The sequence below is a fragment of the Micromonospora olivasterospora genome (assembly GCF_007830265.1).
GTDB lineage: Bacteria > Actinomycetota > Actinomycetes > Mycobacteriales > Micromonosporaceae > Micromonospora > Micromonospora olivasterospora.
The window spans coordinates 1,568,931-1,594,713 of record NZ_VLKE01000001.1; the positions used below are offsets into that span (position 1 = coordinate 1,568,931).

The window sequence follows — 25,783 nt, forward strand, 5'->3', positions numbered from 1 at the left end:
CAGGGTGCCAGATCAATCGGCGGTTTGGGTAGCTTGACCGGCCGCTAGGGCAGTAGAAGTGGGAAGTGTGGGCGTGGACACACCCTCGGGTCGGACGGAAGACTGGAAGCACCGACAAGACACGGGACGGCGACGATTTGGCCACAAGCCGGCAACGACGCCTGGGAGGTGCGGTGATGCGGGTGCTGTTCAGGGGACGCGCGAAGCACGACTACCTGAGCGACGCCCTGAATCTGCTGACCGGGTGGACCAGGGAGGGCGAGCAGATCCGGCGCACGCTGGTGATCGACGACACGCAGCACGCCGCCCTCACCGAGCGGGTGAAGGTGGTCGCCGACGCCCTGCACCTGCGCCCCGAGATCAGCCGCCGGGACGACCAGACCCAGATCCGGGTCGGGCACGGCGACGGGGAGCCGCTGACCGAGGGCGAGGTCCTGCTGGCCGCCCGCATCGAGGACGCGTACCGGGCCGTGGCCGGCTCCTGACCGCCCCGCGACACCGAGCCTGATGCGCGACGGGGAGTTCCTCGATCCACTGCTGGTGCCCGGCTACGACGCCGAGTGCCGCTGGGGACCCGACGACGACTTCTTCCTGGCGGTGGTGAACGAGACGCCCGCTGCCCGCGTACTGGACCTGGGCTGCGGCACCGGCCGCCTCACGCTCGCCCTGGCCGCCGCCGGGCACACGGTCACCGGCGTCGACCCCGCCGGCCCGTCCCTGGCCACCGCGCGGCGCAAGCCCGGCGCCGACCGGGTCACCTGGGTCCAGGGGACGTCCCGGGCGCTGCCCGACCGGGCGTACGACGTCGCCCTGTTGACCAGCCACGTCGCGCAGGTCTTCGGGTCCGACGACGAGTGGAACCGTACGCTCGCCGACCTGGCGCGGGCGCTGGTGCCCGGCGGCCGGCTGGCGTTCGACTCGCGCGACCCGGCCCACCGGGCATGGGAGCGCTGGAACCCGGTTGACTCGCGGCGCCTGATCCGGCTGCCGGACGGCCGCCCGGTGCGGGCCTGGACGGAGGTCACCGGGGTACGCGACGGGGGGGCGGTCGTGTCCGCCGTCGTCCTCTGTGGCGCGCTGGTGGTCGGTTGCGGGGGCCTGTTCGCCCTCTTCGGCCCTGCGAACTACTTCGGCTGCGGCACCGAGCGTCCCGGCGGGATCACCGCCGCCGACCTGGTCGAGCTCTACCGGTTCGACCGCGTCTGACCGGCGGGCGGTTGGCGCAGGCCGCCTACCGTGGGGTGCATGGCCAACGCGACGTACGACCGCAAGGAGCAGTTCCAGCAGATCCAGAGCGGGCTCCTCGACGGTGAGCAGATCATCGCCGTCTACGACGCCATCGGCACCGGGACGGGCTTCATCGGCCTCACCGACCGGCGGGTGATCATCCAGGACCGGTCCTTCGTCGGCAAGCGGTACGCGATCACCAGCATTCCGTACTCGAAGATCACCAGCGTGAGCGTGGTGAGCAACAAGTCGTGGGGCGGGTCGTTCTTCTCCACCGGCGCCATCGCCATCCACGTCGGGACGCACACGTACGAGGTCGAGTTCCGGGGCGCCCAGAAGAGCCACCACGTGCACAACGTGATCCTGCACTACATCTCCTGACCGCGGGCAAGATCGGTTGGGTCCTGATGCAGGGATACTGGTCCGCATGCGCTGGCGAATCTCCACGCCGACCTGGATCCGGCAGGCCGCGGGCGCGCGGCGGCTGCGCCTCCTCGCCCTCGCGGCGCTCGCCGGGGCGGTGCTCGCGACGACCGGTACGGCGGCCAGCGTGGCGTGGGTACGCGGGGACGCCGAGGGGCACCTCTTCGCCGAGCGCGACGTCCCCGAGGCGCCGGTCGCCCTCGTGCTGGGCACCAGGGTCGACCCGGACGGGACCCCGTCGCCGTTTCTCACCGCGCGCCTGGAGATCGCCCGCCGCCTGCTCGCCGCCGGGAAGGTGCAGGCGATCCTGCTCTCCGGTGACAACATGCACCATGACTACAACGAGCCGGACGCGATGCGCCGCTGGCTGCTCGACCGGGGCGTCCCGGCGCGCCGGCTGGTGCCGGACTGTGCGGGCTTCGACACGTACGACTCGTGCGCCCGCGCGAAGCGGATCTTCGGGGTGGACCGGGCGACGGTGGTGACCCAATCCTTCCACCTGCCCCGGGCCGTGGCGGTGTGCCGGCGGCTCGGCGTCGAGGCCAACGGGGTGGGCGACGACACGGCCAGGGCGTACGCCAGGACGTGGCGGGTGAGCGCCACCCGCGAGTACGGCGCGTGCGTGAAGGCGGCGCTGGACGTCCTGTCCCGGCGCGACCCCGTGCACCTCGGCCGCCGGGAGACCGGCGTCGACGACGCACTGGCCGGCGGGTAGCCGACGGGGTGGGGCCTAGCGCGTCGGATCGGTCACGAGGGTGGGAGAGCGCTCGGCAAGCTCGCTGAGCACCTCGGCCGCCGTGGTCGCCTTCATGCGCTCCAACTCCTCGGTGGTGATCCCGACGACGGTCAGGAACCGCGCCGAGCCGTACGGGGAGTCGATGGGCGGCAGTTCGGGATCGGCGGCGAAGGCCACTGCGCGGAGTCGGGTTGTGTCCTCACCGGTGATCGGGCCGCCCGGGTCCATGCGATGCCCCTCGGCAAAGGACTTACCGCTGGTGAACACGTAGCCGACCAGTCGCTCGGGCAGACGCAGGGACCACGCGGGCGGCTGGTCGGCGTCCATGGGGACGCGCATCGTCAGCTCGTATCCCCAGCCGCTGACATCCGGGTTGTCGCTGCTCTTGGCGAACAGCTCGGTCATCCCGAGGGTCACCAGCAACCAGTGGCCGGCGGAGCGGTACGCGCCCAGGCCGTAGAGGCCGTGCCCTGGAAGGTTGTTGGTCCCCCAGTCCAGCGGGTCCTCATCGGCCACCCTGGTCGCCACGGCCGCCTCGATCGCGGCCCAGCCAGGAACCTCGTTTCCCCACCTCGGACATCAGCTGCCCTCGCTAGGCTTCGCGGCGCCGATCGCCTGGGCGCAGCCAGGCGAGATCATCTGTCGAGTGCACTGTGCACTCAGCCGCCATGCCGGTCAACCCGAGAAGGTGACGCAGTAGATCTGCCCTCGGCTGTTCAACCACGCGCCTTCGGCACGACAGTCCGACGGATGGCGCGCGGTCCGGGTGATCTCGGCACTGTGGGCGGTTCCGCAGCCGACCACCTTCGCCCGGCCACTCACCTCGCGCAGCCCGCCGGCCTCGGCAATGCCCGTGTCGTCGCCCGCCAGGAAGCACGTGCCGACGCGGAAGGGACCGGGGTCCTGGTACGAGTGACGGACGCCGAGGAACGCGACCACCCCGAGCGCCACCACCACCGCGGGCGGCGTGATCCACCATGCGATCCGCCGCCGGCGTGCCTTGTCGTGTTCGATGTGGTTACCCACTTCCACCGTCGGGTTGCGCCCCGGCGTGCCTCCGAGCGCAGAGGCAGCCTGCTGACCTGCGAGAACCGCCGGATTCAGACGTTGAAGCGGAACTCCACCACGTCGCCGTCCTGCATGACGTACTCCTTGCCCTCGATGCGGACCTTGCCGGCCGCCTTCGCCGCCGCCATCGAGCCGGCCGCGACCAGGTCGGCGTAGGAGACCACCTCGGCCTTGATGAAGCCGCGCTGGAAGTCGGAGTGGATCACACCCGCGGCCTCGGGGGCGGTGGCGCCGACCGGGACGGTCCAGGCCCGCGCCTCCTTCGGCCCCGCCGTCAGGTACGTCTGGAGCCCGAGCGTGCGGAACCCGACCCGGACGAGCTGGTCGAGGCCCCGCTCGGACTGCCCGATCGACTCCAGCAGCTCGCGGGCCTCCTCCTCGGGCAGGTCGACCAGCTCCGACTCGATCTTGGCGTCCATGAAGACCGCCTCGGCCGGGGCGACGAGGGCGCGCAGCTCGTCGAGGAACTCGGCGTTGGCCAGCTCGGCCTCGTCGACGTTGAAGACGTACAGGAACGGCTTGGTGGTGAGCAGGTGCAGCTCGCGCAGGTGCTCCAGCTCGATGCCGGCCGCCGCCGCGCCCGCGTACAGCGTGGTGCCGCCGTCGAGGACCTCGACGGCCTTCTGGGCAGCGGCCACCGCGGCGGCGCGGTCCTTGCGGAGCTTGGCCTCCTTCTCCAGGCGGGGCAGCGCCTTCTCCAGCGTCTGGAGGTCGGCCAGGATCAGCTCCGTGTTGATCGTCTCGATGTCGTCGGCCGGCGAGACCTTGCCGTCGACGTGCACCACGTTCGGGTCGGAGAAGGCCCGCACCACCTGGCAGATCGCCGACGCGTCCCGGATGTTCGCGAGGAACGCGTTGCCCCGCCCCTGCCCCTTCGAGGCGCCCCGGACCAGGCCGGCGATGTCGACGAACGACACCGGCGCCGGGAGCACCTTCTGGGAGGAGAAGATCTCGGCCAGCTTGCCCAGCCGCTCGTCCGGCAGCCCGACGACGCCGACGTTCGGCTCGATGGTGGCGAACGGGTAGTTCGCCGCGAGCACGTCGTTCTTGGTCAGCGCGTTGAACAGGGTGCTCTTGCCGACGTTGGGCAGGCCGACGATCCCGATGGTGAGGCTCACGGGCCGCCAGTCTACGCGGCCGTCCGGACCGGCCTCCGGCCGCCGCGCGCTCGGCGGGCGGCCGGGCCTCAGGGCAGGTGGCGGCCCCGCCCCCTCCGGCGCGGCGCTCGACAACTCCCGACCGGCCGACGCCGGCTCGGGGGCGCCGATCTGCCGGCGGACGGCCGGGGACAGCTCCCGCGCCGCGGCGGCCGGCAGGGTGAACCGGTGCGCGGCGGCCGGCCCGGCCGCCTCGGACTCGCCGAGCATCCAGCGCACCTCGTCCGCCGTCCAGCCGAGCCGGGGGCGGCCGGCGATCTCCCGGACCAGGCGCAGCCCCACCCGCGTGTCGTCGTCGTAGAAGCGCATACACCAGTGGTGTGCCCACATGCCGAGGGCTCGCCGGCCGGCGGCGTCGAGCGACGCGACGAGCCGCCCGCAGGCCGTGTCCCGGAACGGCCGCCCGGGCTCGGCCGCCCGGTCCCGCTCCAGTGCGCCGTACGCCGCCGGCGCGACCGCCCGCATCCGGTCGTAGAAGCCCTGGACGACCGTACGGTCGAACCGCGCCCGCCCCGACCGCATCAACGGACACCTCGCCCGGCCACGCTCGCCATCGCCGCACCCCTTCTTGAGTTGGTGGCGGGACCGTACCGGCCCCGACCGACACTTTCGGGGACACCGGGCGCGAACGATCCTCTTCCCCACCGGAAGCACCGAGAAGGCGCCCTCCCTGACGAGCCAGCACGGCGAGGTCCGATTTCCGCGAGCCGGGCGGGTCGGCGGCGGGGCAGTATCGGTGCCGTGGAGTTGGACTTCGAGCGTTGCTACCGGGCCGTCGACAGCCGCGACCAGCGGTTCGACGGCTGGTTCTACACCGGCGTGACGTCGACCGGGATCTACTGCCGGCCGTCCTGCCCGGCGAATACTCCGAAGCGGCAGAACGTCCGGTTCTTCCCCTCCGCCGCCGCGGCGCAGGGGGCCGGGCTGCGCGCCTGCCGCCGCTGCCGCCCCGACGCCGCCCCCGGCTCGCCGGAGTGGAACGTCCGGGCGGACACCGTGGGCCGGGCCATGCGGCTGATCGCCGACGGGGTGGTCGACCGGCAGGGCGTGCCGGGGCTGGCCGCTCGGCTCGGCTACACCGAGCGGCACCTGCACCGGATGCTGCGGGCCGAGCTGGGCGCCGGGCCGCTGGCGCTGGCCCGCGCGCAGCGCGCGCAGACCGCCCGAATCCTGATCGAGACGACCGGGCTGGGGATGGCCGAGATCGCGTTCGCGGCCGGGTTCGGCAGCGTGCGGCAGTTCAACGACACGATCCGGGAGGTCTACGCCGCCGCCCCGTCGGAGCTGCGGGCCGCCCGGGGACGGCGGCCGGCGGCCGGCGGGGCGGGCACGATCACGCTGCGGCTGGCGTACCGGCCGCCACTGCACGCGGCGGCGCTGCTGGACTTCCTCGCGCTGCGGGCGCTGCCCGGCGTGGAGGAGGTGCGCGACGGGACGTACCGCCGGGGGTTGCGGCTGCCGCACGGCGCGGCCGAGGCGGCGCTGACCCCGGCGGACGGGTACGTGGCGGCGACGCTGCGGCTGGCCGACATGCGCGACCTGGCGCCGGCGGTGGCCCGGTGCCGCCGGCTGCTCGACCTCGACGCCGACCCGGGCGCCGTGGACGACGCCCTGGCCGCCGATTCCGCCCTCGCCCCGCTGGTGGCCGCCGAGCCCGGGGTGCGTCTCCCGCGCGCCGTCGACGGCTTCGAGATGGCCGTCCGCGCCGTCGTCGGCCAGCAGGTCTCGGTACGCGCCGCCCGCACCACCCTCGCCCGCCTCCTGACGACCGCCGCCACCACCCCCTCGGGTGTTGATCATGGAGTCGACGGCCGTTCTGAGGATCCCGCCGACCGCCAACTCCGTGATCAACCCGGGAGGAAAGGTGGGCTGCGGGGGTTTCCCAGTGCCGGGGAGGTGTTGCGGGTCGGGGATGGCGGGTTCGGGATGCCCGTCGGGCGGCGGGAAACCATCCGGGCGGTGGCCCGGGGCGTCGCCGACGGGTCGCTGGACCTCGACCCGGGCGGGGACCGGGAGGAGAGCGTGCGGCGGCTGCTGGCGGTGCCGGGAATCGGGGCGTGGACGGCCGGGTACGTGGCCATGCGCGCCCTCGGCGACCCGGACGTCTTCCTCCCCACCGACCTGGCCGTACGGCGGGGCGCCGCCGCCCTCGGCCTGCCCGACGCCCCGAAGGCCCTCGACGCGTACGCGCAACGATGGCGCCCCTGGCGCTCGTACGCGGTCATCCGACTGTGGAGAGCAGCATGACGACTGTGGAGAACAGCATGGACAGCACGCTCGACGGCACCGTCGTCGACACGCCCGCCGGCCCGCTGAGCATCCTGACCGGCCCCGGCGGCGCGGTCCGGGCGGCCGGCTTCACCGCCGAGCCGGAGTCGCTCGTACCGCTGGTGCACCCGGCCCTGCGCGGCCCGGTGCGGCACCGGGCCGACCTCGGCCCCGTGACCCGTGCCGTCGCCGCGTACCTCGGCGGCGACCTGACCGCGATCGACGCGGTGCCCGTCGAGCAGCACACCGGGGGCGCGTTCATGGCGCACGCCTGGCGGGTGCTGCGCGAGGTCAAGCCCGGCCAGCCGGTGACGTACACCGGCTACGCCGAACTGGCCGGCCGGCCGGCGGCGGTACGCGCGGCGGCGGCCGCCTGCGCCCGCAACGCCGCGGCCCTCTTCGTGCCCTGCCACCGCGTGCTACGCACCGACGGCGGCCTCGGCGGCTACCGGTGGGGGCTGGACGTCAAGCGGTGGCTCCTCGCCCACGAGGCGACCCCCGGACGGTAGCCCACGGGACGACCCGCGGACAGTGGCCCGCGAGGCGACCCCCGGACGGTAGCCCGCGAGGCGACCCCCGGACGGCGGCGAGGCGCGCGCCCGTGCCGAAAGTTGACAGCTGCGACGCTCACATTTGACGCTACCGTCGGGTAGTGCCTGCGGACAGCGACGGCGACCGGCCACGGGTCGTGCTGCCGGCCGTCGCTGCGGGCCGGCGGGGCGGCGCCCGCCCGCTGCGCAACCTGTGGCGGCTGCGTCCCTACCTGCGCCCCTACGCCACCGAGTTCGGCTGGCTGCTGGCGGCGGCGCTGGCCGCGACCGCCGCCAGCCTGGCCGTGCCGCTGGTCGTGCAGCGGGTGGTCGACGGCCCCATCGCCCGGCACGACCAGGCCGGCCTGGTCCGGCTCGGCGGCCTGGCGTTGCTCCTCGGCCTGGCGGAGGCGGTGCTGATCTTCATCCGCCGGTGGACCCAGTCCTCCTCGTCGGTCGGCATGGAGGCGGCGATCCGGGCCGACGTCTACGCCCACCTGCAACGGCTGCCGGCCAGCTTCCACGACCGGTGGCAGTCCGGGCAGTTGCTCTCCCGGATCACCAGCGACCTGTCGGTGATCCGCCGGTTCCTCTCCTTCGGCCTGCTGTTCCTCGTGCTCAACCTGGTCACCTACGTCGCCGTGGTGGTGCTGCTGGTGCGGCTGCACCCGGCGCTGGGGCTGCTGGTGGCGGCCAGCGCCGTCCCGCTGTTCCTGATCAGCCGCAGGTTCGCCCGGTACTACCATGCCGCGTCCCGCCGGATGCAGGACCAGCAGGGCGACGTGGCGACCCTGGTCGAGGAGACCGCGCAGGGCCTGCGCACCATGAAGGCGTACGGCCGGGGCCCGGAACTGGCGGCCCGCTTCGCCGCCGCCGCCCGGGCGCTGCACGACACCGGCGTCCGCAAGGGGCGGCTGCTGGCCCGCACCTCGGCGCTGTTCGACCTGGTGCCGAACCTGACCCTCGGCGTGGTGCTGGTCGCCGGGGCGGTGGCCGCGGCCCGGGGCGTGCTGACCATCGGCGAGCTGGTCGCGTTCGTCAGCCTGCAACTGATGCTGATCTGGCCGGTGCAGTCGCTCGGCTGGATCATCGCCAACGGCCAGGAGGCGGCCACCGCCGCCGACCGCGTCCAGGAGGTGCTGGACACCCCACCCACCATCGTGGACGCGCCGTACGCGGTGGCCCTGTCCCGAGCGGCGGTCCGCGGCCGGCTGGCCTTCGAGGGGGTGTCGTTCCGCTACCCCGGCACGGCGGAGCCGGTGCTGCGCGAGGTGGACCTGACCGTGGAGCCGGGCGAGACGCTGGCCCTGGTCGGGGCGACCGGCTGCGGCAAGAGCACGCTGCTCTCCCTGGTCCCCCGACTGCACGAGGTCACCGGGGGGCGGATCACCCTCGACGGCCACGACCTGCGCGACCTGCGGCTGGCGTCGCTGCGCCGGCTGGTCGGGGTGGCCTTCGAGGAGCCCACGCTGTTCTCCATCTCGGTCTGGGAGAACCTCACCCTGGGCCGGCCGGACGCCGACGCCGACGAGGTACGGGCCGCGCTCGCGCTGGCCCAGGCCGACTTCGCGTACGACCTGCCGTGGGGGCTGGCCACCCGGGTCGGCGAGCAGGGGCTCTCCCTCTCCGGCGGGCAGCGGCAGCGGCTCGCGCTGGCCCGGGCGGTGCTCGGCCGGCCGGCGTTGCTGGTGCTGGACGACCCGCTCTCCGCACTCGACGTGCACACCGAGGCGCTCGTGGAGTCGGCGCTGCGGCGGGTGCTGCGGGAGACGACCGCGCTACTGGTGGTGCACCGCCCGTCGACCGTCGCGCTCGCCGACCGGGTGGCCCTGCTGGAGCGGGGCCGGATCACCGCCGTCGGCACCCACTCGCGGCTGCTGGCCACGGTGCCGGCGTACCGGGCGGTGCTCTCGGCCGAGCCGCCCACCCCGGTCGCGGGAGAGAAGGCGCACACGCCGGCCGCCGGGCCCGGCCGCGGGCTGGTGCGCTCGTGACCACGGCCGGACCGCGCCGCCCGGGCGCCGAGCCGGCCGGCGAAAGGGACGGCGAGAGGGCTGGCGGGACGGACTCCGAGCCGGTCGGCGGGACGGACGGCGAGAGGGCTGGCGGGACGGGCGGCGGGGACGGCCGTGCGGACGGCGGGTCGGCGGGCGCGCCCGTGGACGACCCGGACGGCAGGGCCGACTGGGACGTGGAGCGGTGGCGGGGGCGGGCCGTCGACCCGGAGGCGGACCGGAGCCGGGCGGAGGAGGGCACGCCGGAGGCGGTGGCGCGACTGCGCGCCCGCAGCCGCGTGCTGCTGCGGGACCTGCTGCGGCCGCACCGGCGCCGGATCGCGGCGGCCGTGGGCCTGCTGCTGGCGCAGAACGCCGCCGCGATGTCCGGGCCGTACCTGGTGATGCTCGGCATCGACCGGGCGATCGGCCCGCTACGGTCCGGGGACGCCCGCCCCCTGGCCGCGGTCGCCGCGGCCTTCGCCGGCGCGGCGCTGACCGAGTACGCGGCCCGGCGCGGCCTGCTCACCCTCTCCGCCCGGATCGGCCAGGCCGTCCTGCTGGAGCTGCGCGAGCGGGTGTACGCGCACTTCCTGCGGCTGTCCGTCGGCTTCCACGAGCGCTACACGTCGGGACGGATGGTCTCCCGGCTGACCAGCGACCTGGACTCGATCGCCGAGCTGGTCGACGGGGGCGTCGACAGCCTGGTCCTCGCCGTGCTGTCCATCCTCTCCGTGGCCGCCGTCCTGCTCTGGCTGGACCCGCCGCTGGCCGCGGTCACCCTGCTGGCGTTCCCGTTCCTGCTCTGGCTGTCCCGGTGGTTCGCCCGGGCGTCGGCCGGGGCGTACCGGCGGACCCGGGAGGCGGTGGCGCTCGTCATCGTCCACTTCGTGGAGTCGCTGCGGGGCATCCGGGCGGTGCAGGCGTACCGGCGGGAGGCCCGCAACCAGCGGATCTTCGAGGCCGTCAACGACGACTACCGGCGGGCCAGCCTGACCGCGTTCCGGCTGATCGCCACGTACTCGCCGGGGATCAAGGTGATCGGCAACGTGACCGTGGCGGCGGTGCTCGGCTACGGCGGCGCCCGGGTGCTCGCGGGCGGGGCCGAGGTGGGGGTGCTCGCCGCGTTCCTGCTCTACCTGCGCCGGTTCTTCGAGCCGATGCAGGAGCTGAGCCAGTTCTACAACTCCCTGCAGTCGGCGACCGCGGCCCTGGAGAAGCTGGCCGGGGTGCTCGACGAGCGGCCGGCGGTGGCCGAGCCGGCGAGCCCGCTGCCGCTGCCCGCCGGGTCGGGGCGCGGGGCGGTGGAGTTCCGCTCGGTCTCCTTCGGCTACCGGGCCGGCGCGCCGATCCTGTCCGCGCTGGACCTGACCGTGCCGGCCGGGCAGACCGTCGCGCTGGTCGGGCCGACGGGGGCGGGCAAGTCGACCATCGCCAAGCTGCTGGCCCGGTTCCACGACCCGGACGCCGGCACGGTCACGCTGGACGGGGTCGACCTGCGGGACCTGGCCGACGCCGACCTGCGCCGCGCGGTGGTGCTGGTCACCCAGGAGAACCACCTGTTCAGCGGCACGGTGGCGGAGAACATCCGGTTCGGCCGTCCGGGGGCCGACGACGCGGCCGTGGAGGCCGCCGCGCGGGCGATCGGCGCGCACGACTTCATCGCGGCGCTGCCCGACGGGTACGACACCGAGGTGCACCGGCGCGGCGGCCGCCTCTCCGCCGGGCAGCGGCAACTGGTGGCGTTCGCCCGGGCGTTCCTCGCCGACCCCCGGGTACTCGTCCTCGACGAGGCGACGTCGTCGCTGGACGTGCCCACCGAGCGGCTCGTGCAGCGGGCGCTGGGCACCGTGCTGCGGGACCGGACGGCCCTGGTGATCGCGCACCGGCTGTCCACCGTGGAGACGGCCGACCGGGTGCTCGTCCTCGACGGGGGACGGATCGTGGAGGACGGCCCACCCGCCCGGCTCGTCGCCGGCGGCGGCCGGTACGCGGCCCTGCACCGCCAGTGGCGCGACTCGCTGGTCTGACCCGCGGCCGGAGGGCCGGCGCAGGGCAGGCCGCCGGGCCCGGGCCGTGTCGCAGCGGGCGTTCCTGCGCAACCTGGCGCGGGGCGAGGCGTACCAGGCGGAGGCGCCGACGCTGTGGGACGTCGGGTTCGCCACCGCCGTCGCCCAGGCGGAGCTGGAGGACCGGGAGCGGCCGGGGGCGTACCACCGGCTGCGGTTCGCCGGCCCGGACGGCCGGGAGGTGCTGATCGACACCACCCGCCCCGAGCTGCTGCCGGCCTGCGTGGCGCTGGTCTGCCACCCCGACGACGAGCGGTACGCGGACCTGGTCGGCGCGGCTGTGCGTACCCCGGTGTTCGGGGTCGAGGTGCCGGTGCGCGCGCACCCGCTGGCGGACCCGGCCAAGGGCACGGGCATCGCGATGGTGTGCACGTTCGGCGACCTGACCGACGTGACCTGGTGGCGGGAGTTGGCCCTGGAGACCCGGGCGGTGATCGGCCGGGACGGGCGGCTGCTGCCGGTGCCGCCGGCCGGCGTGCCGGCCGAGCCGTACGCGGCGCTGGCGGGGCAGACCGTGGCCGGCGCCCGGCGGACGCTGGTCGACATGCTCGCCGACGCCGGCGACCTGGTCGGCGAGCCGCGCCCGATCACCCATCCGGTGAAGTTCTACGAGCGGGGCGACCGGCCGCTGGAGATCGTCACCACCCGGCAGTGGTACCTGCGCAACGGCGGCCGGGACGCCGCCCTGCGCGGCGAGCTGCTGGCCCGGGGCGCCGAGCTGCGCTGGGTGCCGGAGCACATGCGGCACCGCTACGAGCACTGGGTGGCCGGCCTGACGGGTGACTGGCTGGTCAGCCGGCAGCGCTTCTTCGGGGTGCCGGTGCCGGTGTGGTACCGGCTCGACAACGCTGGCGAGCCGGACCTCGCCCACCCTCTCACACCGCAGGAGGCGGCGCTGCCAATCGACCCGTCGAGCGAGCCGCCGCCCGGGTACGAGGAGTCCCAGCGGGGCCGGCCGGGCGGCTTCGTCGGCGACCCGGACGTGCTGGACACCTGGGCCACGTCGTCGCTGACGCCGCAGCTCGTCGGCGGCTGGGCGGACGACCCCGACCTGTTCCGTCGGGTCTTCCCGATGGACCTGCGCCCGCAGGGGCACGACATCAACCGCACCTGGCTGTTCGCCACCGTGGTCCGGTCGCACCTGGAGCACGGGGTGCTGCCCTGGCGGGACGCCGTGCTCTCCGGCTGGATCCTCGACCCCGACCGCAAGAAGATGTCCAAGTCCAAGGGGAACGTCACCACCCCGCTGGGCCTGCTGGAGCAGCACGGCTCGGACGCGGTGCGGTACTGGGCGGCCAACGGGCGGCCCGGGATGGACCTGGCGTTCGACCCGGCGCAGATCCGGGTCGGCCGGCGGCTCGCCACGAAACTACTCAACGCGTCGAAGTTCGCCCTCGGGCTGGGCGCCGCCGACGCGCTGCGGGCCCCGTGCGACAACTCCAGCTCGGCGCGTCTGACGCCGCGCCGCGACCTGGAGCTGTCGGCCACCGAGCCGCTGGACACCGCGATGCTCGCCGAACTGTCCGGCGTGGTCGCCGCCGCGACCGCCGCCTTCGACGCGTACGGCTCGGTGCACCGCTCCCCCTGGCCCACCACGTACGAGGTGGGGCGGGCGGTGCGGGGCGAGGGCGACCCGGAGCTGCTGCGGCTGGCCGGCGACCCGCTGAGCCAGGTGCGGCGGGCCAAGTCGGAGCGGAAGCTGTCGATGAAGGCGGAGGTGCCCCTCGCGGAGGCGCTCGGCCCGGCCGCCCTGCTCGACCGGCTCGGCCTCGTCGCCGGCGACCTGCGGGCCGCCGGCCGGATCGGCAAGCTCGACCTGCTGCCGGACCGCACGACGGAACTGGTCGTCGCCTGCGCCTTCTGAGGTGTCGGGCCCGCCGCCGCGCCGGGAGCGCTCACCAGCCGCGCAGCATGCGGACGCCGAGCAGCGCGGCGACGACGGCGGGCCCGACGAGCAGGGTGACGGCCTGGAGCCGGTACGGCATCCGGTGCCGGGCCAACTCCGCCGCGTTGCCGGCCACCACCACGCCGGCGAGCAGCACAAACGCGCCCCACCAGTGGAACGGGCCCGGCTCGTACAGCCCGGCCCGGATCAGCTGTAGGGTCGCCCCCACCAGGGCGCCGGCGACGGCGAGCAGGGCGACCGTCCGGTGCAGCCCCCGGGCCAGCGGGTCGTCCGGCCGCCACAGGTAGGTGCCGGCGACCGCCAGGCAGGGCAGCATCACCAGCGCGGGCCAGCCCCGCCCCATGACGCCGGCCATCAGCAGCGCCCCGTCGGCGAAGACCAGCGCCCCGAGGCAGGCGACGACGTACCCCGTGAAGGCCCGGCCGCCGCCGCGGGCCAGCAGCGGCCCGCCGCACGCGGCGATCAGCGCGCCGGGGGTCAGCACGAAGCCGGCCCACCAGTGGAACTGGCCGGTCGCCTGCGCGAGCGCCGTGGTCGCCGCCGCGGCCGCCCCGGCGACCGCCAGGCTGGTCGCCCAGTGCCGGGCGCCTGCCGGGTACGACCGCCGGGGCGCCGCCCGGCCCGTGTCCGCCACCATGGCCCCAGCCTGCCCGGTACGCCCGGCCGGGTCCATCCGGCCAGCCCTACCTTTCCCGCCGGGGCGCCCACCGCCGCCCCGGCATTTGGTGACGGTGAGGATTCCGTCGGCGTGCGGACCGTGACGACGGACGCCGCCGACGGAAGAATGGCGTCCATGTCTCTCGCCCTGTCGCGCCGCCGCGCGGTCGCCGCCGTCGCCGCCGTCCTCGCCCTCGGCGTCGCCGCCGGCCTGATGTGGTTCAAGCCGTGGACGTATGTCATCGACACCGAGGTCGACGAGCCGCTGTCGGCGGTCGTCACGGCGCCGCCGTCCTCCCCCACGGCACCCGGCGCCCCGACCGGACCGGCCCTGCTCAGCCAGGGCGAATTCGTCGCCCAGGTGTACGACACGTCGGGCACCGCGCGGATCGTCCGGGGAGTCGACGGCCGGCACCGGCTGGAACTGGTCGGGCTGGCCACCACCAACGGGCCGGACCTGCGGGTCTGGCTCACCGACCAGCCGGTCAGCCCGGGCGATCCGGGGTCGCGGGTCTTCGACGACGGCCGCTATGTCGAGCTGGGCCGGCTCAAGGGCAACCGGGGCAACCAGGCGTACGACATCCCGGCCGGCACGGACCTCACCGGGCTGACCAGCGTCTCGCTCTGGTGCAAGCGGTTCTCCATCTCCTTCGGCGCGGCCCCGCTGCGAGCCGCCGTGTAGCCGGTTCCACGCCACACGGGCCCCGCTGGCCGTCCACCGACGTGGGGTGGCACTCTCGACCGATCGCCGCACTGCTGCGAAACTGTGTGGCGGCCAGTGAGTGGGGGGTTCGATGAGCAACGGGTGGGCGCTGCCCGACGAGGTGCTTCGGGACGCGCCGGCGTACACGCCGCGTCCCGGCGAGCTGGCCGATCTCGAACTGCTGCTCACCGGGGCGTACGCGCCGCTCACCGGGTTCATGACCCGGGCGGACCTGGCCTCGCTGAACCGCCGTGGCCGGCTCGCCGACGGGACGCCGTGGCCCGTGCCGGTGGCCCTCCAGGTGCCTACGGCGCTGGCGGACGGCCTGGATCCGGCCGACCCGCAGCGCCGGGCGCTGGTGCTCACCGACGGCGAGGGCGCGCCGGTCGCGGCGCTGGAGGTCACCGACATCTGGACGGCCCGCGAGGGCGTCGCCGGGATCGGCGGCGCGGTGCGCCGGCTGGGCGACGGCGGCCACGGCCCGTTCCAGCGGCTGCGCCGCAGCCCGGAGGAGATCCGGGCGCTGCTGCCCCCCGGGCGGGTGCTCGGTGTCGTCGCCGACCGGCCGCTGCACCGGCCGCAGCTCGCGCAGATCGCCCACGCCGCCCGTACCCTGGCCGCGCACCTGCTGGTCATGATCCCGGTCGGCGAGGGCGTGACCAACGGGCTGCCCTCCGAGGCGCTGGTCCGGGCGGTCTTCGCCGCCCGGGACCGGATGCCCCCGGCGACGCTGGTCGCGGTGCCGCTGTCCCGGCGCCGCGACGAGATCAGCGACGCCCTGATCCAGGCCCGGGTGGCTGCCGCGTACGGGGTGACCCACCTGCTCTCCACCCGCGAGATGCTCTCCGGGGCCGGGCTGCGGGTGCTGGTTCCCCGCGAACTGGCCTACGACAACCGGGACGGGCAGTGGCGCTGGCGGGAGGACATCCCCCCGCGCAACCGGCGGCTGGCGCTGAGCCAGGCGGAGATCGACGACCTGCTCGACCGGGGCTTCCCGTTGCCGGAGTGGCACACCCCGCCGGCCGTGGCCAAGGAGCTGAGCCGGGCGCGTCCGCCGCGCCGGCACCGGGGCCTGGTGGTGTTCCTCACCGGGCTCTCCGGCTCCGGCAAGTCCACCGTCGCCCGGGGCCTGGCGGACGTGCTGCGCGAGAGCGGCGACCGGACGGTGACCCTGCTCGACGGCGACGTGGTGCGCCGGGAGCTCTCCGCCGGGCTTGGCTTCAGCAAGGCCGACCGGGACCTGAACGTCCGCCGGATCGGCTGGGTCGCCGCCGAGATCGCCCGGCACCGGGGAGTCGGCATCTGCTGCCCGATCGCCCCGTACGCCCAGGCGCGGGCGACCGCCCGGGAGATGGCGCACGCGGCCGGCGCCGGGTTCGTGCTGGTGCACGTGGCGACGCCGATCGAGGTCTGCGAGCGGCGCGACCGCAAGGGCCTGTACGCCCGGGCGCGCGCCGGCCTGCTCACCGGGATGACCGGCGTCGACGACCCGTACGAGGAGCCGACCGACGCCGACCTGGTGCTCGACACGACCGAGCTGACGATCGAGGAGGCCGTGCGGGCGGTCATGCACCACCTGACCGAGACCGGCTGGGTGGAGCCCCGCCTCCAGTCCACCTGATCCCCGCGCCGGTCCCGGTCCGGGTCCCCGGTTCCTGGTCCGGCGCGGCGGGAGACGACGCCGCTTCCGCGCCGGCCACCGTACGCGCTAGTGTTCGCATTTGTTGGAACACGTTCGACCGCGTGCGAGGCGGCGCGGAGAAAGCCGGAGGTGCGGGTGCTCGCGCGGCAGCGGCAGGCGGCCATCCTGGAGCGGGTCCGGGCGACCGGCGGCGTACGGGTGACCGAGCTGGCCGCCGAGTTCGGCGTCTCCGACATGACCGTCCGGCGTGACCTGGAGGCGCTGCACGAGCGTGGCCTGCTCGCCAAGGTGCACGGCGGCGCCACGGTGCCCGGCGCCGGCTCGACCGACGAGCCCGGCTTCCGCGCGAAGTCGGTGCGCCAACTGCCGGAGAAGGCCGCGATCGCCGCCCGCGCCGCCGCGCTGGTCCCGCCGGGCTCGGCGGTCGCCCTCTCCGCCGGCACCACCACGGCCGAGCTGGCCCGCCGGCTGGTCGACGTGCCGGGGCTGACCGTGGTGACCAACTCCCTGCCGGTCGCCGAGATCCTGCACGCCGGCGGCCGGCCGGACCAGACGGTCGTGCTGACCGGCGGCGTGCGGACGCCGTCCGACGCGCTCGTCGGGCCGCTGGCGGTCACGGCGATCCGCTCGCTGCACCTCGACCTGCTCTTCCTCGGCGTGCACGGGATCGGCGAACGGGCGGGCTTCACCACGCCCAACCTGATGGAGGCCGAGACCGACCGGGCCCTGGTGGCCGCCGCCGACCGGCTGGTCGTGCTCGCCGACCACACCAAGTGGGGCACCGTCGGCCTCTGCTCGATCGTCGAGCTGTCCGCGGCCGACGTGCTGGTCACCGACGACCGGTTGGCGCCGGAGGGCCGCCGGGTACTGGGCGAACGGGTCGGCGAGCTGGTGCTCGTGCGGCCGGGCCGGCCGGCGAGGGAGGGGACGACGGAGTGAAGCGCACGTCGATCGAGCTGGCCGACGGCCGGGAGCTGATCTACTTCGACGAGCGGGACGACGCGGTCCGCGACCAGCCGGACCGGCGGGAACTCCCGCCGCCGCCACGCGCGTCGCAGCTGCGGTACGACCCGCTCACCGACGAGTGGGTGGCGCTCGCCGTGCACCGGCAGACCCGCACCTTCCTGCCCCCGGCCGACCAGTGCCCACTGTGCCCGTCCCGGGGCGACCGGCTCAGCGAGATTCCGTCGCCCGACTACGACGTCGCCGTCTTCGAGAACCGGTTCCCGGCCTTCAGCGGACGCGTCGGCGAGGAGCCGGCGGAGATCACCCCGTTCACGCCGGTCCGGTCCGGCCAGGGCCGGTGCGAGGTGGTGTGCTTCACCGACGACCACGACGCCTCGTTCGCGCGCCTGCCGCCGAGCCGGGTACGCACGGTACTCGACGCCCTCGCCGACCGGACGGCGGCGCTCGCCGAACTGCCCGGGGTGGAGCAGGTGTTCTGCTTCGAGAACCGGGGCGTGGAGATCGGCGTGACCCTGCACCACCCGCACGGGCAGATCTACGCGTACCCGTTCGTCCCGCCGCGCACCCGGGCGATGCTGGGCGCGGCGCGCCGGCACGCCGAGCGCACCGGGGGCGGCAACCTGTACGCGGACGTGCTCGCCGCCGAGCGCGCAGCCGGGACGCGCGTGGTGGCCGCCAACGAGCACTGGACGGCGTACGTGCCGGCGGCCGCCCGCTGGCCGTTCGAGGTGCACGTCGCCCCGCACCGGCCGGTGCCCGACATCCCCGCGTTGACCGACGAGGAGCGGGACGCCTTCGCCCCGCTCTACCTGGACCTGCTGCGCCGCTTCGACGGGCTGTTCGACCTGCCGATGCCGTACATCGCGGCCTGGCACCAGGCCCCCGTGCGCGTCGAGCGCGAGCTCGCGCATCTGCACCTGCAGCTGTTCAGCATCCGGCGCGCCCGGGACAAGCTGAAGTACCTGGCGGGCGCGGAGTCGGGGATGGGCTCGTTCATCAGCGACGTCGCCCCCGAGCGGGCCGCCGAGCTCCTGCGCGCCGCCTGAGACCGCCGGCGTTCGCGGGAGAGAGCGGGGCCGGGACAGTGCGGGGGCCCGGGACAAGGGCGGGGACCTGGGCCAGGGCGGGGACTCCGGACAGGGCGCGGGGGGCCCGGGACAGGGCCCCCCGCAGGGAAGGGACGGCTTGGCTGTGCGCGACAGCCGGGAAAGCTGGCTGATCCGCACCCGCTCCGCGGGGCGTTCCCGGTCAGCCTCCCTGGACGCGACTGGCACCACGTCCAACCAGCTCAACGAGCCACGTCACCCACGGTGACGCCGCCGGCACGAGGCGGCGGTTCGGATCCGGCGCGGAACGACGGAGCCCGCCGGCACGGGCGCCGGCGGGCTCCGTCGCGGTCGCGGTGGATCAGGCGGCGAGCTTGCGCGCCAGGTTCTCGTCCAGCGCGTTCATGAACTCGTCGGTGGTCAGCCACGGGGCGTCCCGCGAGATGAGCAGCGCGAGGTCCTTGGTCATCTGGCCGCCCTCGACCGTGTCGATGATGACCTGCTCCAGGGTGTTGGCGAACTCGGTGACCGCCGGGGTGCCGTCCAGCTTGCCGCGGTGGGCCAGGCCCCGCGTCCAGGCGTAGATCGAGGCGATCGGGTTGGTCGAGGTCTTCTCGCCCTTCTGCCACTGCCGGTAGTGCCGGGTGACGGTGCCGTGCGCCGCCTCCGCCTCGACCGTCCGGCCGTCGGGGGTCATCAGGACCGAGGTCATCAGTCCGAGCGAGCCGAAGCCCTGCGCGACGGTGTCGGACTGCACGTCACCGTCGTAGTTCTTGCAGGCCCAGACGAAGCCGCCCTCCCACTTGAGCGCGGCGGCGACCATGTCGTCGATCAGCCGGTGCTCGTAGCTGATGCCGGCCGCCTCGAACTCCGCCTTGAACTCGTCTTCGTAGACCTCGGCGAAGATGTCCTTGAACCGGCCGTCGTACGCCTTGAGGATGGTGTTCTTCGTCGACAGGTACACCGGGTAGCCGCGGTTGAGGCCGTAGCGCATGGAGGCGCGGGCGAAGTCGCGGATGGAGTCGTCGAAGTTGTACATGCCCATGGCGACGCCGCCGCCGGGGAACTTGGCGACCTCCATCTCGACCGGCGCGGAGCCGTCGGCCGGGGTGTAGGTGATGGTCACCGTGCCCGGGCCGGGGACGACGAAGTCGGTGGCCTTGTACTGGTCGCCGTGGGCGTGACGGCCGATGACGATCGGCTTGGTCCAGCCCGGCACCAGCCGCGGCACGTTGGACATGATGATCGGCTCGCGGAAGACGACGCCGCCGAGGATGTTGCGGATGGTGCCGTTCGGCGACCGCCACATCTTCTTCAGGCCGAACTCCTCCACCCGGGCCTCGTCCGGGGTGATGGTGGCGCACTTGACGCCGACGCCGTGCTCCTTGATGGCGTTGGCGGCGTCGATGGTGACCTGGTCGTCGGTCTCGTCGCGGTACTGGATCGACAGGTCGTAGTAGTGCAGGTCGACGTCGAGGTAGGGCAGGATCAGCTGCTCCCGGATCTGCTTCCAGATGATCCGGGTCATCTCGTCGCCGTCGAGCTCCACGACCGGGTTGTTTACCTTGATCTTCGCCATCGGCCGGCGCTCCTCTCGGGGGACACGTGCTCAAGCAGTACGAGCGTACTGGAAACCGGACGGCGCCCCCCAGCCGGCCTGGTGTCGGCGGCCGGAACCGGGGTGCGCGGCGCGGTGGACCCCTGGCACCATCGGCCGATGCCACTGAGCCGCACCCTCGGGTCTATCACGGTCACCGCGCTCGTCGACGGGGAGGGGCCGTTCTTCCAGCCCCGCGAGCAGGCGTTCCCGGGCGCCACGGCGGAGCACTGGCGGGCGGCCGACGCGCGGGACCCGGGCGCGGTCACCCCGGACGGGCGGCGGTGGCTGCCGTTCCGCTGGGTGGTCGACGGCGAGGCCCGGCTGGCCCCGGCGGTACGCCTGCTGCCCACCCCCGGGCACACCCCTGGCCACCAGTCGGTGCCGGTGGCGGCCGGGGACGAGCGGCTGCTGGTCACCGGCGACCTGCTGGTGCACGCCGTGCAGCTCGTCGATCCGGAGCTGGCGTACGCCCACGAGATGGACCCGGCGACCGCCCGCACCTCCCGGACGACCCTCCTGCGCGCCCTGCCGGGCACAACCACCCTGTCCACCCCTCACCTGAGCGCGGCCTTCGCCCCCCTCCGCGCGGGTTGACCAAGAGGTTTGCGTCGGAATTCGGGTGCCCGGACGACGCAAACCTCTTGATCGACGGTGCGAAGCCCGGGCGGGACGGGGCGGGCGGGAACAGCGGGAGGGGCGCGCCGCGTGGCGGCACGCCCCTCCCGTCGGCGGTGCTCAGGTCACATGGTGGCGATGTCGCCCTGCTTGGCGCGGACGGCCTCGGCGGCCTCCTTCAGGGCGGCCAGCTCGTCGGCGTCCAGGTCGGTCTCGACGACCCGCTTCACACCCTCAGCGCCGATCGCGGCCTCGACACCCAGGTACACGCCGGAGATGCCGTACTCGCCGTCGACCCAGGCGCAGACCGGCATGACCTCGCCCGAGTCCTCCGCGACGGCCTTGGCCATCCGGGCGGCTGCGGCCGACGGGGCGTAGTACGCCGAGCCGGTCTTGAGCAGCGCCACCACCTCGGCGCCGCCGTTGCGGGTCTTGACGACCAACTCCTCGATCTGCTCGGCCGGCATCACCTCGCGCAGCGGCTTGCCGTCGACCGTGCTGCGCGACGGCACCGGCACCATGGTGTCGCCGTGCGAGCCGAGGGTCAGCGTCTTCACGGACTTCACCGGCACGCTCAGCGCCTCGGCGACGAAGTTGGTGAACCGGGCGGTGTCCAGCATGCCGGCCTGGCCGAGCACCCGGTTCTTCGGGAACTGCGTGGCGAGCTGGGTGAGCGCGGTCATCTCGTCGAGCGGGTTGGACACGACGATGACGACGGCGTTCGGGGCGTACTTGGCGACGTTCTCGGAAACCTGGCGGACGATCTTGGCGTTCGTCTCCAGCAGGTCCATCCGGCTCATGCCCGGCTTGCGCGGCAGGCCGGCCGTGATCACCACGACGTCCGAGCCCTCGATGGCCTCGTAGCCCTCGCCGTTCGGGCCGGTGGTGACGCCGACGAGCTTGGTCTCGAAGCCCTCGATCGCGCGCGACTGGTTGAGGTCCAGCGCGAGACCGGCCGGCTTGCCCTCCACGATGTCGGTGATCACGACGGTGTCGAAGACGTCGTACTCGGCCAGGCGCTGCGCGGTCGTGGAGCCGTAGAAGCCGGCCCCGACGACAGTGACCTTCTTACCCATGGTCGTCCCACTCCCTGCTACCAGTCGGTTTTCCGGACCGTATCAGTCATCCTGACACCGGACAGGCCAGGGGCAACGGCCAACGGCCGGATGGGGTGAACGTCACCGCCCGTCCGGTTCGCCGGTCGTACGCCCGGCCGCATGGCCGCCGCGCCGGCCCCGGGCGGGCCTCAGCCGCGCTCGGCCCGCTCGACCACGTTGGTCAGCAGCATGGCCCGGGTCATCGGGCCGACGCCGCCGGGCATCGGTACGAGCTTGCCGGCCACCTCGGCGACCTCCGGGTCGACGTCGCCCGTGTAGCGGCCCTTGCCGTCCGCGCCGATCACCCGGGTGATGCCCACGTCGACCACCACCGCGCCCGGGTTGATCATTTCGGCGGTGAGCAGGCCCGGCACCCCGGCGGCGACGATGACGATGTCGGCGGCCCGGGTGTGCGCGGCGAGGTCGAGCGTGCCGGTGTGGCACAGGGTCACGGTGGCGTTCTCGCTGCGCCGGGTGAGCAGCAGGCCGAGCGGGCGGCCCACGGTGTTGCCCCGGCCGACCACGGCCACCCTGGCGCCGCGCAGCGCCACGTCGTGCCGGCGGAGCAGCTCGACGATGCCGCGCGGCGTGCACGGCAGCGGCGCGTCGTAGCCGAGGACGAGCCGGCCGAGGTTGACCGGGTGCAGGCCGTCGGCGTCCTTGTCCGGGTCGATCGCCTCCAGCGTCCGCTGGGTGTCCAGGTGGCCGGGCAGCGGAAGCTGGACGATGTACCCGTGGCAGGCCGGGTCGGCGTTCAGCTCGGCCAGCACCTCGTCGAGCTGCTGCTGGGTGGCGTCGGCCGGCAGCTCGCGGCGGATCGAGGCGATGCCCACCTCGGCGCAGTCGCGGTGCTTGCCGTTGACGTACGCCTGCGAGCCGGGGTCGGCCCCGACCAGGACAGTGCCCAGCCCGGGGATCGTGCCGCGCTCCGCCAGCGCCTTGACGCGTACCCGCAGCTCGTCCTTGATCTCCGCCGCGGTCGCCTTGCCGTCCAGGATCGTCGCCGTCACGCCCAGATCGTCTCACGGCCGGGGCTCGCCGTTCCGCCGACCCGTGTCCGGCGCCCGACCCGAACGGGCCGGGCCGACCGGACGGGCGGCACCGGACGGGCGGCACCGGACCATAACGATCCGTCACGTGACACTGGTCACGCAGGGTAATTCCCGCCATATGTCGGGATCGGGCGCCGAGTCCGGGAGTGCTCTGGACCCGACGGGCGGGCCAGCCTGGAGGGGCGGAACCGGTTCAAGGCGTCCGGGGCCGAGCTGCGCCGGAACATGCAGATGGTGATGCAGGACCCGTACCCGTCGCTGAACCCGCGGATGACGGTCGGCGACATCATCGGCGAGCCGTTCGAGATCCACCCGGACGCCGCGCCGAAGGGCAGCCGGCGCCAGCGGGTGCAGGAACTGCTCGACGTGGTTGGCCTCAACCCGGAGCACGTCAACCGGTACCCGCACCAGTTCTCCGGCGGCCAGCGGCAGCGCATCGGCATCGCCCGCGCGCTGGCCCTGCGTCCGGAGATCATCGTCTGCGACGAGTCGGTGTCGGCCCTGGACGTGTCGATCCAGGCCCAGGTGATCAACCTGCTGGAGAAGCCCGCCCGCGCCGCACCTGCCGGCGGCGGGGCGGCCCTGGCACCATGGGGGGATGCGACGGCATCGGGGCATCTCAATGATCGCGGTGGCGGCGGCCCTGACGGCGGCGAGCTGCACGGACGCCGGGGAGCGGCCCGACGGCGACAGCACCGAAGGCCGTACGACGGCGGTCGCCGCCCCGCCTTGCCCGGCCGACCACCGCTACGGCACCGGTCTCGCCGAGGTCGCGGGCACGCCTGGCGTCTTCTGGGCGCTGCTCTTCATCGACGGCGCGGAGCTGCGCGCGGGCCGGTTGACGAAGATCGCCTTCCGGATCACCGGCCACGGCGACCTGACGCTGGCCGCCGAAGGGCCGGACGGCGCCCGCGTGGAACCGGCGGACGTCACCGGGCACACGGGCGGCAGCACCTGGCAGCGCCCGGGCGACGAGTGGGGCAGCCAGTGGACGTTCCCCACGGCCGGCTGCTGGACCGTCCGGGCGGAGCGCACCGACGGCACCCGGGCCGCGCTCAGCCTCCGCGCCGGCTGACCAGCCGCCCGGAAGGCGACGCGACGGTGCCGCCGCCGGGCGGGCACACCTCGTGGGCGGCCTGTGGAGCTGAGTCGTCTACGACATCGCCTCCCGACGTGCCGTCGCAGGTCGGACGAGTCGCGCGCGACATCAGCTCCACAGCGCCGACGGCACAACCCCGCTGCGCTCCCGGTCGGGGTCATGTAAGGAACTCCGGTGCTTGATCAGCCCGGTGGTCCTGGGATTGGATGAGCATCCCGGTTGGTCCGGTGGGTGGCGACGAGTTGGGGTCTGAGGGAGAGCCTCGTACCGCTGATTGCTACCGCTGGTCTGGCCACGGATGTCCCGGATGAGGGAAGTGGGCCGGCCCTGCGAGGCCGGGTCCGGTTGCAGCACATGAGTGGGAGCCGTCGTCGGACTGCTCTGCCTCCTTGGGACCGTGGCTGGCGTGCGGTGTTGACCTGCGCGGATCGCCGGAGCAGGTAGATGTTTATGTGCCGGGGAGGCGGTAGATGCAGCGCAGGTTGGTCGGTATCGATTTGGGGATCGCGTCGGCGCACACGGTACGGGTGCGTGACGAGGCCGGACGGGAGGTGTGCCGGCGGCGGTGCGAGCCGACGGTGGACAGCTTGTCGATGATCGAGTCCGCGGCGTTGGCCGGGGCGGCGCCGGGCACGCGGTTGGAGGTGGTGATCGAGCCGACCGGGCCGGCGTGGCTGCCGATCGCGGTGTTCTTCACCGCTCGGGGGCACCTGGTGTTCCGGGTGTCGAGTGCGAAGGCGGCGGATCTGCGCCGGTTCCTGTCGCGGCATGCGAAGTCCAACGGCATTGACGCGGACACCCTGGCCCGCTTGCCGTTGATCGACCCGGACGGGCTACGGCCCCTCGAACTGCCGGATGCGGCAGCGGCGGCGTTGGACCGGCGGGTGCGCGCGTGTGACCGGCTGACCATGGCCGCGTCCGAGCACAAGGTGCGGATCAAGGACCTGGTCCGGCAGGTGATGCCGTGCACCCCGCTGACCGGTGATCTGGGCAAGGCCGACCTGGCGGTGCTGGAACGCTACGCCGACCCGCGTGCCCTGCTGCGGCTGGGCCGGGCCCGGCTGACCGCGCTGATCGTCAAGGCGTCCCACAACCACCAGGGCGCGGCGCGCGCCGAGCAGTGGCTGGTCGCCGCCCAAGCGGCGGTCGACCTCTACGGTGATCACCCGGCGGTCGCGTTCACCGACCTGGCCGCCGAGATCGCCACCGAGGTGCGGCTACTACGCGCCATCACCACCGAGCTGGCCGCGCACGCGGCCGAACGGGAGACCTGTTACCGGTGGGTCGACCCGATGCAGCTGGCCCGTAGCCTGCCCGGCCTGGCCGAGGTCGGCGGACCGGCGATGACCGCGGTCATCGGTGACGCCACCCGGTTCCCCACCGCGGCGCACTTCAAGTCATACCTCGGGCTGGCGCCGCGCGCGTCAGAGACCGGTGACACCGACCGCAAGGGCCAGCCGATGTCCAAGGCCGGCTCCCGGCTGGCCCGGGCCACTCTGATCCGGGCCGCGGACTGGGCTCGCAAGCAGGACCCGCAGCTCGCGCGCATCTACCACCAGCAGATGGTCGAACGCGGTGCCGAACACCTCAAAGCCAGCTGTGTGGTCGCGGCCCGGCTCGCCGAGCGGCTCTGGACCGTGATGCGCCGCCGCATGCCGTATGTCATCTGCGACGTCGACGGCACGCCGGTCACCCCACAGCAGGCGAAACAGATCATCGCCCAGCAGTGGACCGTGACCGAGGAGATCCGCCGCAGGCGGCGCAGCACCAAGCGCAGGGCGGGGAAGGCCCCTCACCAAGCCCTCACGGGACATGATCAAAAAGACGCTCGAAGCGTACGAACGAGGCGACCTTCCCCACCCGAATCCTCCGCGACACCGTCACGGACCGTCAAGCAACCCGCCCTCTTGACAACCGATCCTCGATAG

General features: G+C 74.1%; 23 protein-coding genes and 2 pseudogenes. 17 read left to right on the top strand and 8 right to left on the bottom strand.

The window, feature by feature from the left end; translation table 11 throughout:
* Positions 1–176 precede the first annotated feature (176 nt).
* From JD77_RS07000 to JD77_RS07015, 4 genes are read left to right on the top strand one after another with little or no spacing between them, the layout of a single operon-like run.
* Positions 177–485: a 4a-hydroxytetrahydrobiopterin dehydratase gene (locus tag JD77_RS07000; protein WP_145773560.1), complete on the top strand. Its 309-nt coding sequence runs from the start codon at positions 177–179 to the stop codon at positions 483–485.
* Positions 486–507: 22 nt separating this feature from the next.
* Positions 508–1,206, top strand: a complete 699-nt coding sequence (locus JD77_RS07005) for a class I SAM-dependent methyltransferase (RefSeq protein ID WP_145773561.1) — start codon at positions 508–510, stop codon at positions 1,204–1,206.
* Between the two features lie 39 nt (positions 1,207–1,245).
* On the top strand, positions 1,246–1,608 hold the full coding sequence (locus JD77_RS07010; protein ID WP_145773562.1) for a PH domain-containing protein: 363 nt from the start codon (positions 1,246–1,248) through the stop codon (positions 1,606–1,608).
* 46 nt (positions 1,609–1,654) lie between these two features.
* Positions 1,655–2,365 (top strand): SanA/YdcF family protein, encoded by a 711-nt coding sequence (locus JD77_RS07015; protein ID WP_145773563.1) that lies wholly within the window; start codon positions 1,655–1,657, stop codon positions 2,363–2,365.
* A gap of 15 nt (positions 2,366–2,380) precedes the next feature.
* On the opposite strand, the gene JD77_RS07020 is transcribed toward JD77_RS07015, so the two are convergent.
* The 4 genes and pseudogenes from JD77_RS07020 to JD77_RS31910 form a co-directional block, all read right to left on the bottom strand.
* Positions 2,381–2,914 carry a suppressor of fused domain protein gene (locus JD77_RS07020; protein WP_145773564.1) on the bottom strand — a complete coding sequence of 178 codons (534 nt, stop codon included), beginning with the start codon at positions 2,912–2,914 and terminating at the stop codon, positions 2,381–2,383.
* A 147-nt stretch (positions 2,915–3,061) separates the two neighbouring features.
* The gene (locus tag JD77_RS07025) at positions 3,062–3,412 is read right to left on the bottom strand and encodes a hypothetical protein (RefSeq protein WP_145773565.1); all 351 of its coding nucleotides are present in this window, start codon (positions 3,410–3,412) and stop codon (positions 3,062–3,064) included.
* A 74-nt stretch (positions 3,413–3,486) separates the two neighbouring features.
* Positions 3,487–4,572, bottom strand: a complete 1,086-nt coding sequence (gene ychF, locus JD77_RS07030) for a redox-regulated ATPase YchF (RefSeq protein WP_145773566.1) — start codon at positions 4,570–4,572, stop codon at positions 3,487–3,489.
* Between the two features lie 153 nt (positions 4,573–4,725).
* Positions 4,726–5,133: pseudogene (locus JD77_RS31910) on the bottom strand (hypothetical protein); the annotation flags it as partial.
* 219 nt (positions 5,134–5,352) lie between these two features.
* Between JD77_RS31910 and JD77_RS07040 the strand changes: the two are divergent.
* The 5 genes from JD77_RS07040 to JD77_RS07060 all read left to right on the top strand — a co-directional run bounded on the left by JD77_RS07040 (position 5,353) and on the right by JD77_RS07060 (position 13,336).
* Positions 5,353–6,858, top strand: coding sequence for a DNA-3-methyladenine glycosylase 2 family protein (locus JD77_RS07040; protein WP_145773567.1), 1,506 nt, complete (start codon positions 5,353–5,355; stop codon positions 6,856–6,858).
* Between the two features lie 17 nt (positions 6,859–6,875).
* Positions 6,876–7,388 (top strand): methylated-DNA--[protein]-cysteine S-methyltransferase, encoded by a 513-nt coding sequence (locus JD77_RS07045; RefSeq protein WP_145777453.1) that lies wholly within the window; start codon positions 6,876–6,878, stop codon positions 7,386–7,388.
* 143 nt (positions 7,389–7,531) lie between these two features.
* Positions 7,532–9,403: an ABC transporter ATP-binding protein gene (locus tag JD77_RS07050; protein WP_145773568.1), complete on the top strand. Its 1,872-nt coding sequence runs from the start codon at positions 7,532–7,534 to the stop codon at positions 9,401–9,403.
* Positions 9,404–9,567: 164 nt separating this feature from the next.
* Positions 9,568–11,433 carry an ABC transporter ATP-binding protein gene (locus JD77_RS07055; protein ID WP_145777454.1) on the top strand — a complete coding sequence of 622 codons (1,866 nt, stop codon included), beginning with the start codon at positions 9,568–9,570 and terminating at the stop codon, positions 11,431–11,433.
* Positions 11,434–11,479: 46 nt separating this feature from the next.
* Positions 11,480–13,336, top strand: a complete 1,857-nt coding sequence (locus JD77_RS07060; protein WP_246140556.1) for a class I tRNA ligase family protein — start codon at positions 11,480–11,482, stop codon at positions 13,334–13,336.
* A gap of 31 nt (positions 13,337–13,367) precedes the next feature.
* Here the strand turns inward: JD77_RS07060 and JD77_RS07065 are convergent, their stop codons facing one another.
* Positions 13,368–14,015 carry a hypothetical protein gene (locus tag JD77_RS07065; RefSeq protein WP_246140557.1) on the bottom strand — a complete coding sequence of 216 codons (648 nt, stop codon included), beginning with the start codon at positions 14,013–14,015 and terminating at the stop codon, positions 13,368–13,370.
* 156 nt (positions 14,016–14,171) lie between these two features.
* Here JD77_RS07065 and JD77_RS07070 point away from each other — a divergent pair, with 156 nt between their 5' ends.
* The 4 genes from JD77_RS07070 (at position 14,172) to galT (ending at position 18,392) form a co-directional block, all read left to right on the top strand.
* A complete protein-coding gene (locus JD77_RS07070) occupies positions 14,172–14,717 on the top strand; it encodes a DM13 domain-containing protein (RefSeq protein WP_145773570.1) in 546 nt (181 codons plus the stop codon).
* A 112-nt stretch (positions 14,718–14,829) separates the two neighbouring features.
* Positions 14,830–16,359, top strand: a complete 1,530-nt coding sequence (cysC, locus tag JD77_RS07075; protein WP_145773571.1) for an adenylyl-sulfate kinase — start codon at positions 14,830–14,832, stop codon at positions 16,357–16,359.
* Positions 16,360–16,515: 156 nt separating this feature from the next.
* Positions 16,516–17,319, top strand: a complete 804-nt coding sequence (locus JD77_RS07080) for a DeoR/GlpR family DNA-binding transcription regulator (RefSeq protein WP_145777455.1) — start codon at positions 16,516–16,518, stop codon at positions 17,317–17,319.
* Entirely contained in the window at positions 17,316–18,392 is a 1,077-nt protein-coding gene (galT, locus tag JD77_RS07085) for a galactose-1-phosphate uridylyltransferase (RefSeq protein WP_145773572.1), read from the top strand. The genes JD77_RS07080 and galT overlap by 4 nt, the downstream gene beginning before the upstream one ends.
* A gap of 361 nt (positions 18,393–18,753) precedes the next feature.
* On the opposite strand, the gene JD77_RS07090 is transcribed toward galT, so the two are convergent.
* The gene (locus JD77_RS07090; RefSeq protein ID WP_145773573.1) at positions 18,754–19,971 is read right to left on the bottom strand and encodes an NADP-dependent isocitrate dehydrogenase; all 1,218 of its coding nucleotides are present in this window, start codon (positions 19,969–19,971) and stop codon (positions 18,754–18,756) included.
* Positions 19,972–20,109: 138 nt separating this feature from the next.
* On the opposite strand from JD77_RS07090, the gene JD77_RS07095 reads away from it, so the two are divergent.
* Positions 20,110–20,586, top strand: coding sequence for an MBL fold metallo-hydrolase (locus tag JD77_RS07095; protein WP_145773574.1), 477 nt, complete (start codon positions 20,110–20,112; stop codon positions 20,584–20,586).
* A gap of 146 nt (positions 20,587–20,732) precedes the next feature.
* On the opposite strand, the gene JD77_RS07100 is transcribed toward JD77_RS07095, so the two are convergent.
* Positions 20,733–21,683, bottom strand: a complete 951-nt coding sequence (locus tag JD77_RS07100) for a malate dehydrogenase (protein ID WP_145773575.1) — start codon at positions 21,681–21,683, stop codon at positions 20,733–20,735.
* 170 nt (positions 21,684–21,853) lie between these two features.
* The gene (locus JD77_RS07105) at positions 21,854–22,714 is read right to left on the bottom strand and encodes a bifunctional methylenetetrahydrofolate dehydrogenase/methenyltetrahydrofolate cyclohydrolase (RefSeq protein ID WP_145773576.1); all 861 of its coding nucleotides are present in this window, start codon (positions 22,712–22,714) and stop codon (positions 21,854–21,856) included.
* Between the two features lie 204 nt (positions 22,715–22,918).
* Between JD77_RS07105 and JD77_RS07110 the strand changes: the two are divergent.
* The 3 genes and pseudogenes from JD77_RS07110 to JD77_RS07120 all read left to right on the top strand — a co-directional run.
* A pseudogene (locus tag JD77_RS07110) lies at positions 22,919–23,302 on the top strand (ATP-binding cassette domain-containing protein); the annotation flags it as partial.
* 52 nt (positions 23,303–23,354) lie between these two features.
* Positions 23,355–23,831: a hypothetical protein gene (locus tag JD77_RS07115; protein WP_145773577.1), complete on the top strand. Its 477-nt coding sequence runs from the start codon at positions 23,355–23,357 to the stop codon at positions 23,829–23,831.
* Positions 23,832–24,325: 494 nt separating this feature from the next.
* Positions 24,326–25,783, top strand: a complete 1,458-nt coding sequence (locus tag JD77_RS07120) for a transposase (protein ID WP_145773578.1) — start codon at positions 24,326–24,328, stop codon at positions 25,781–25,783.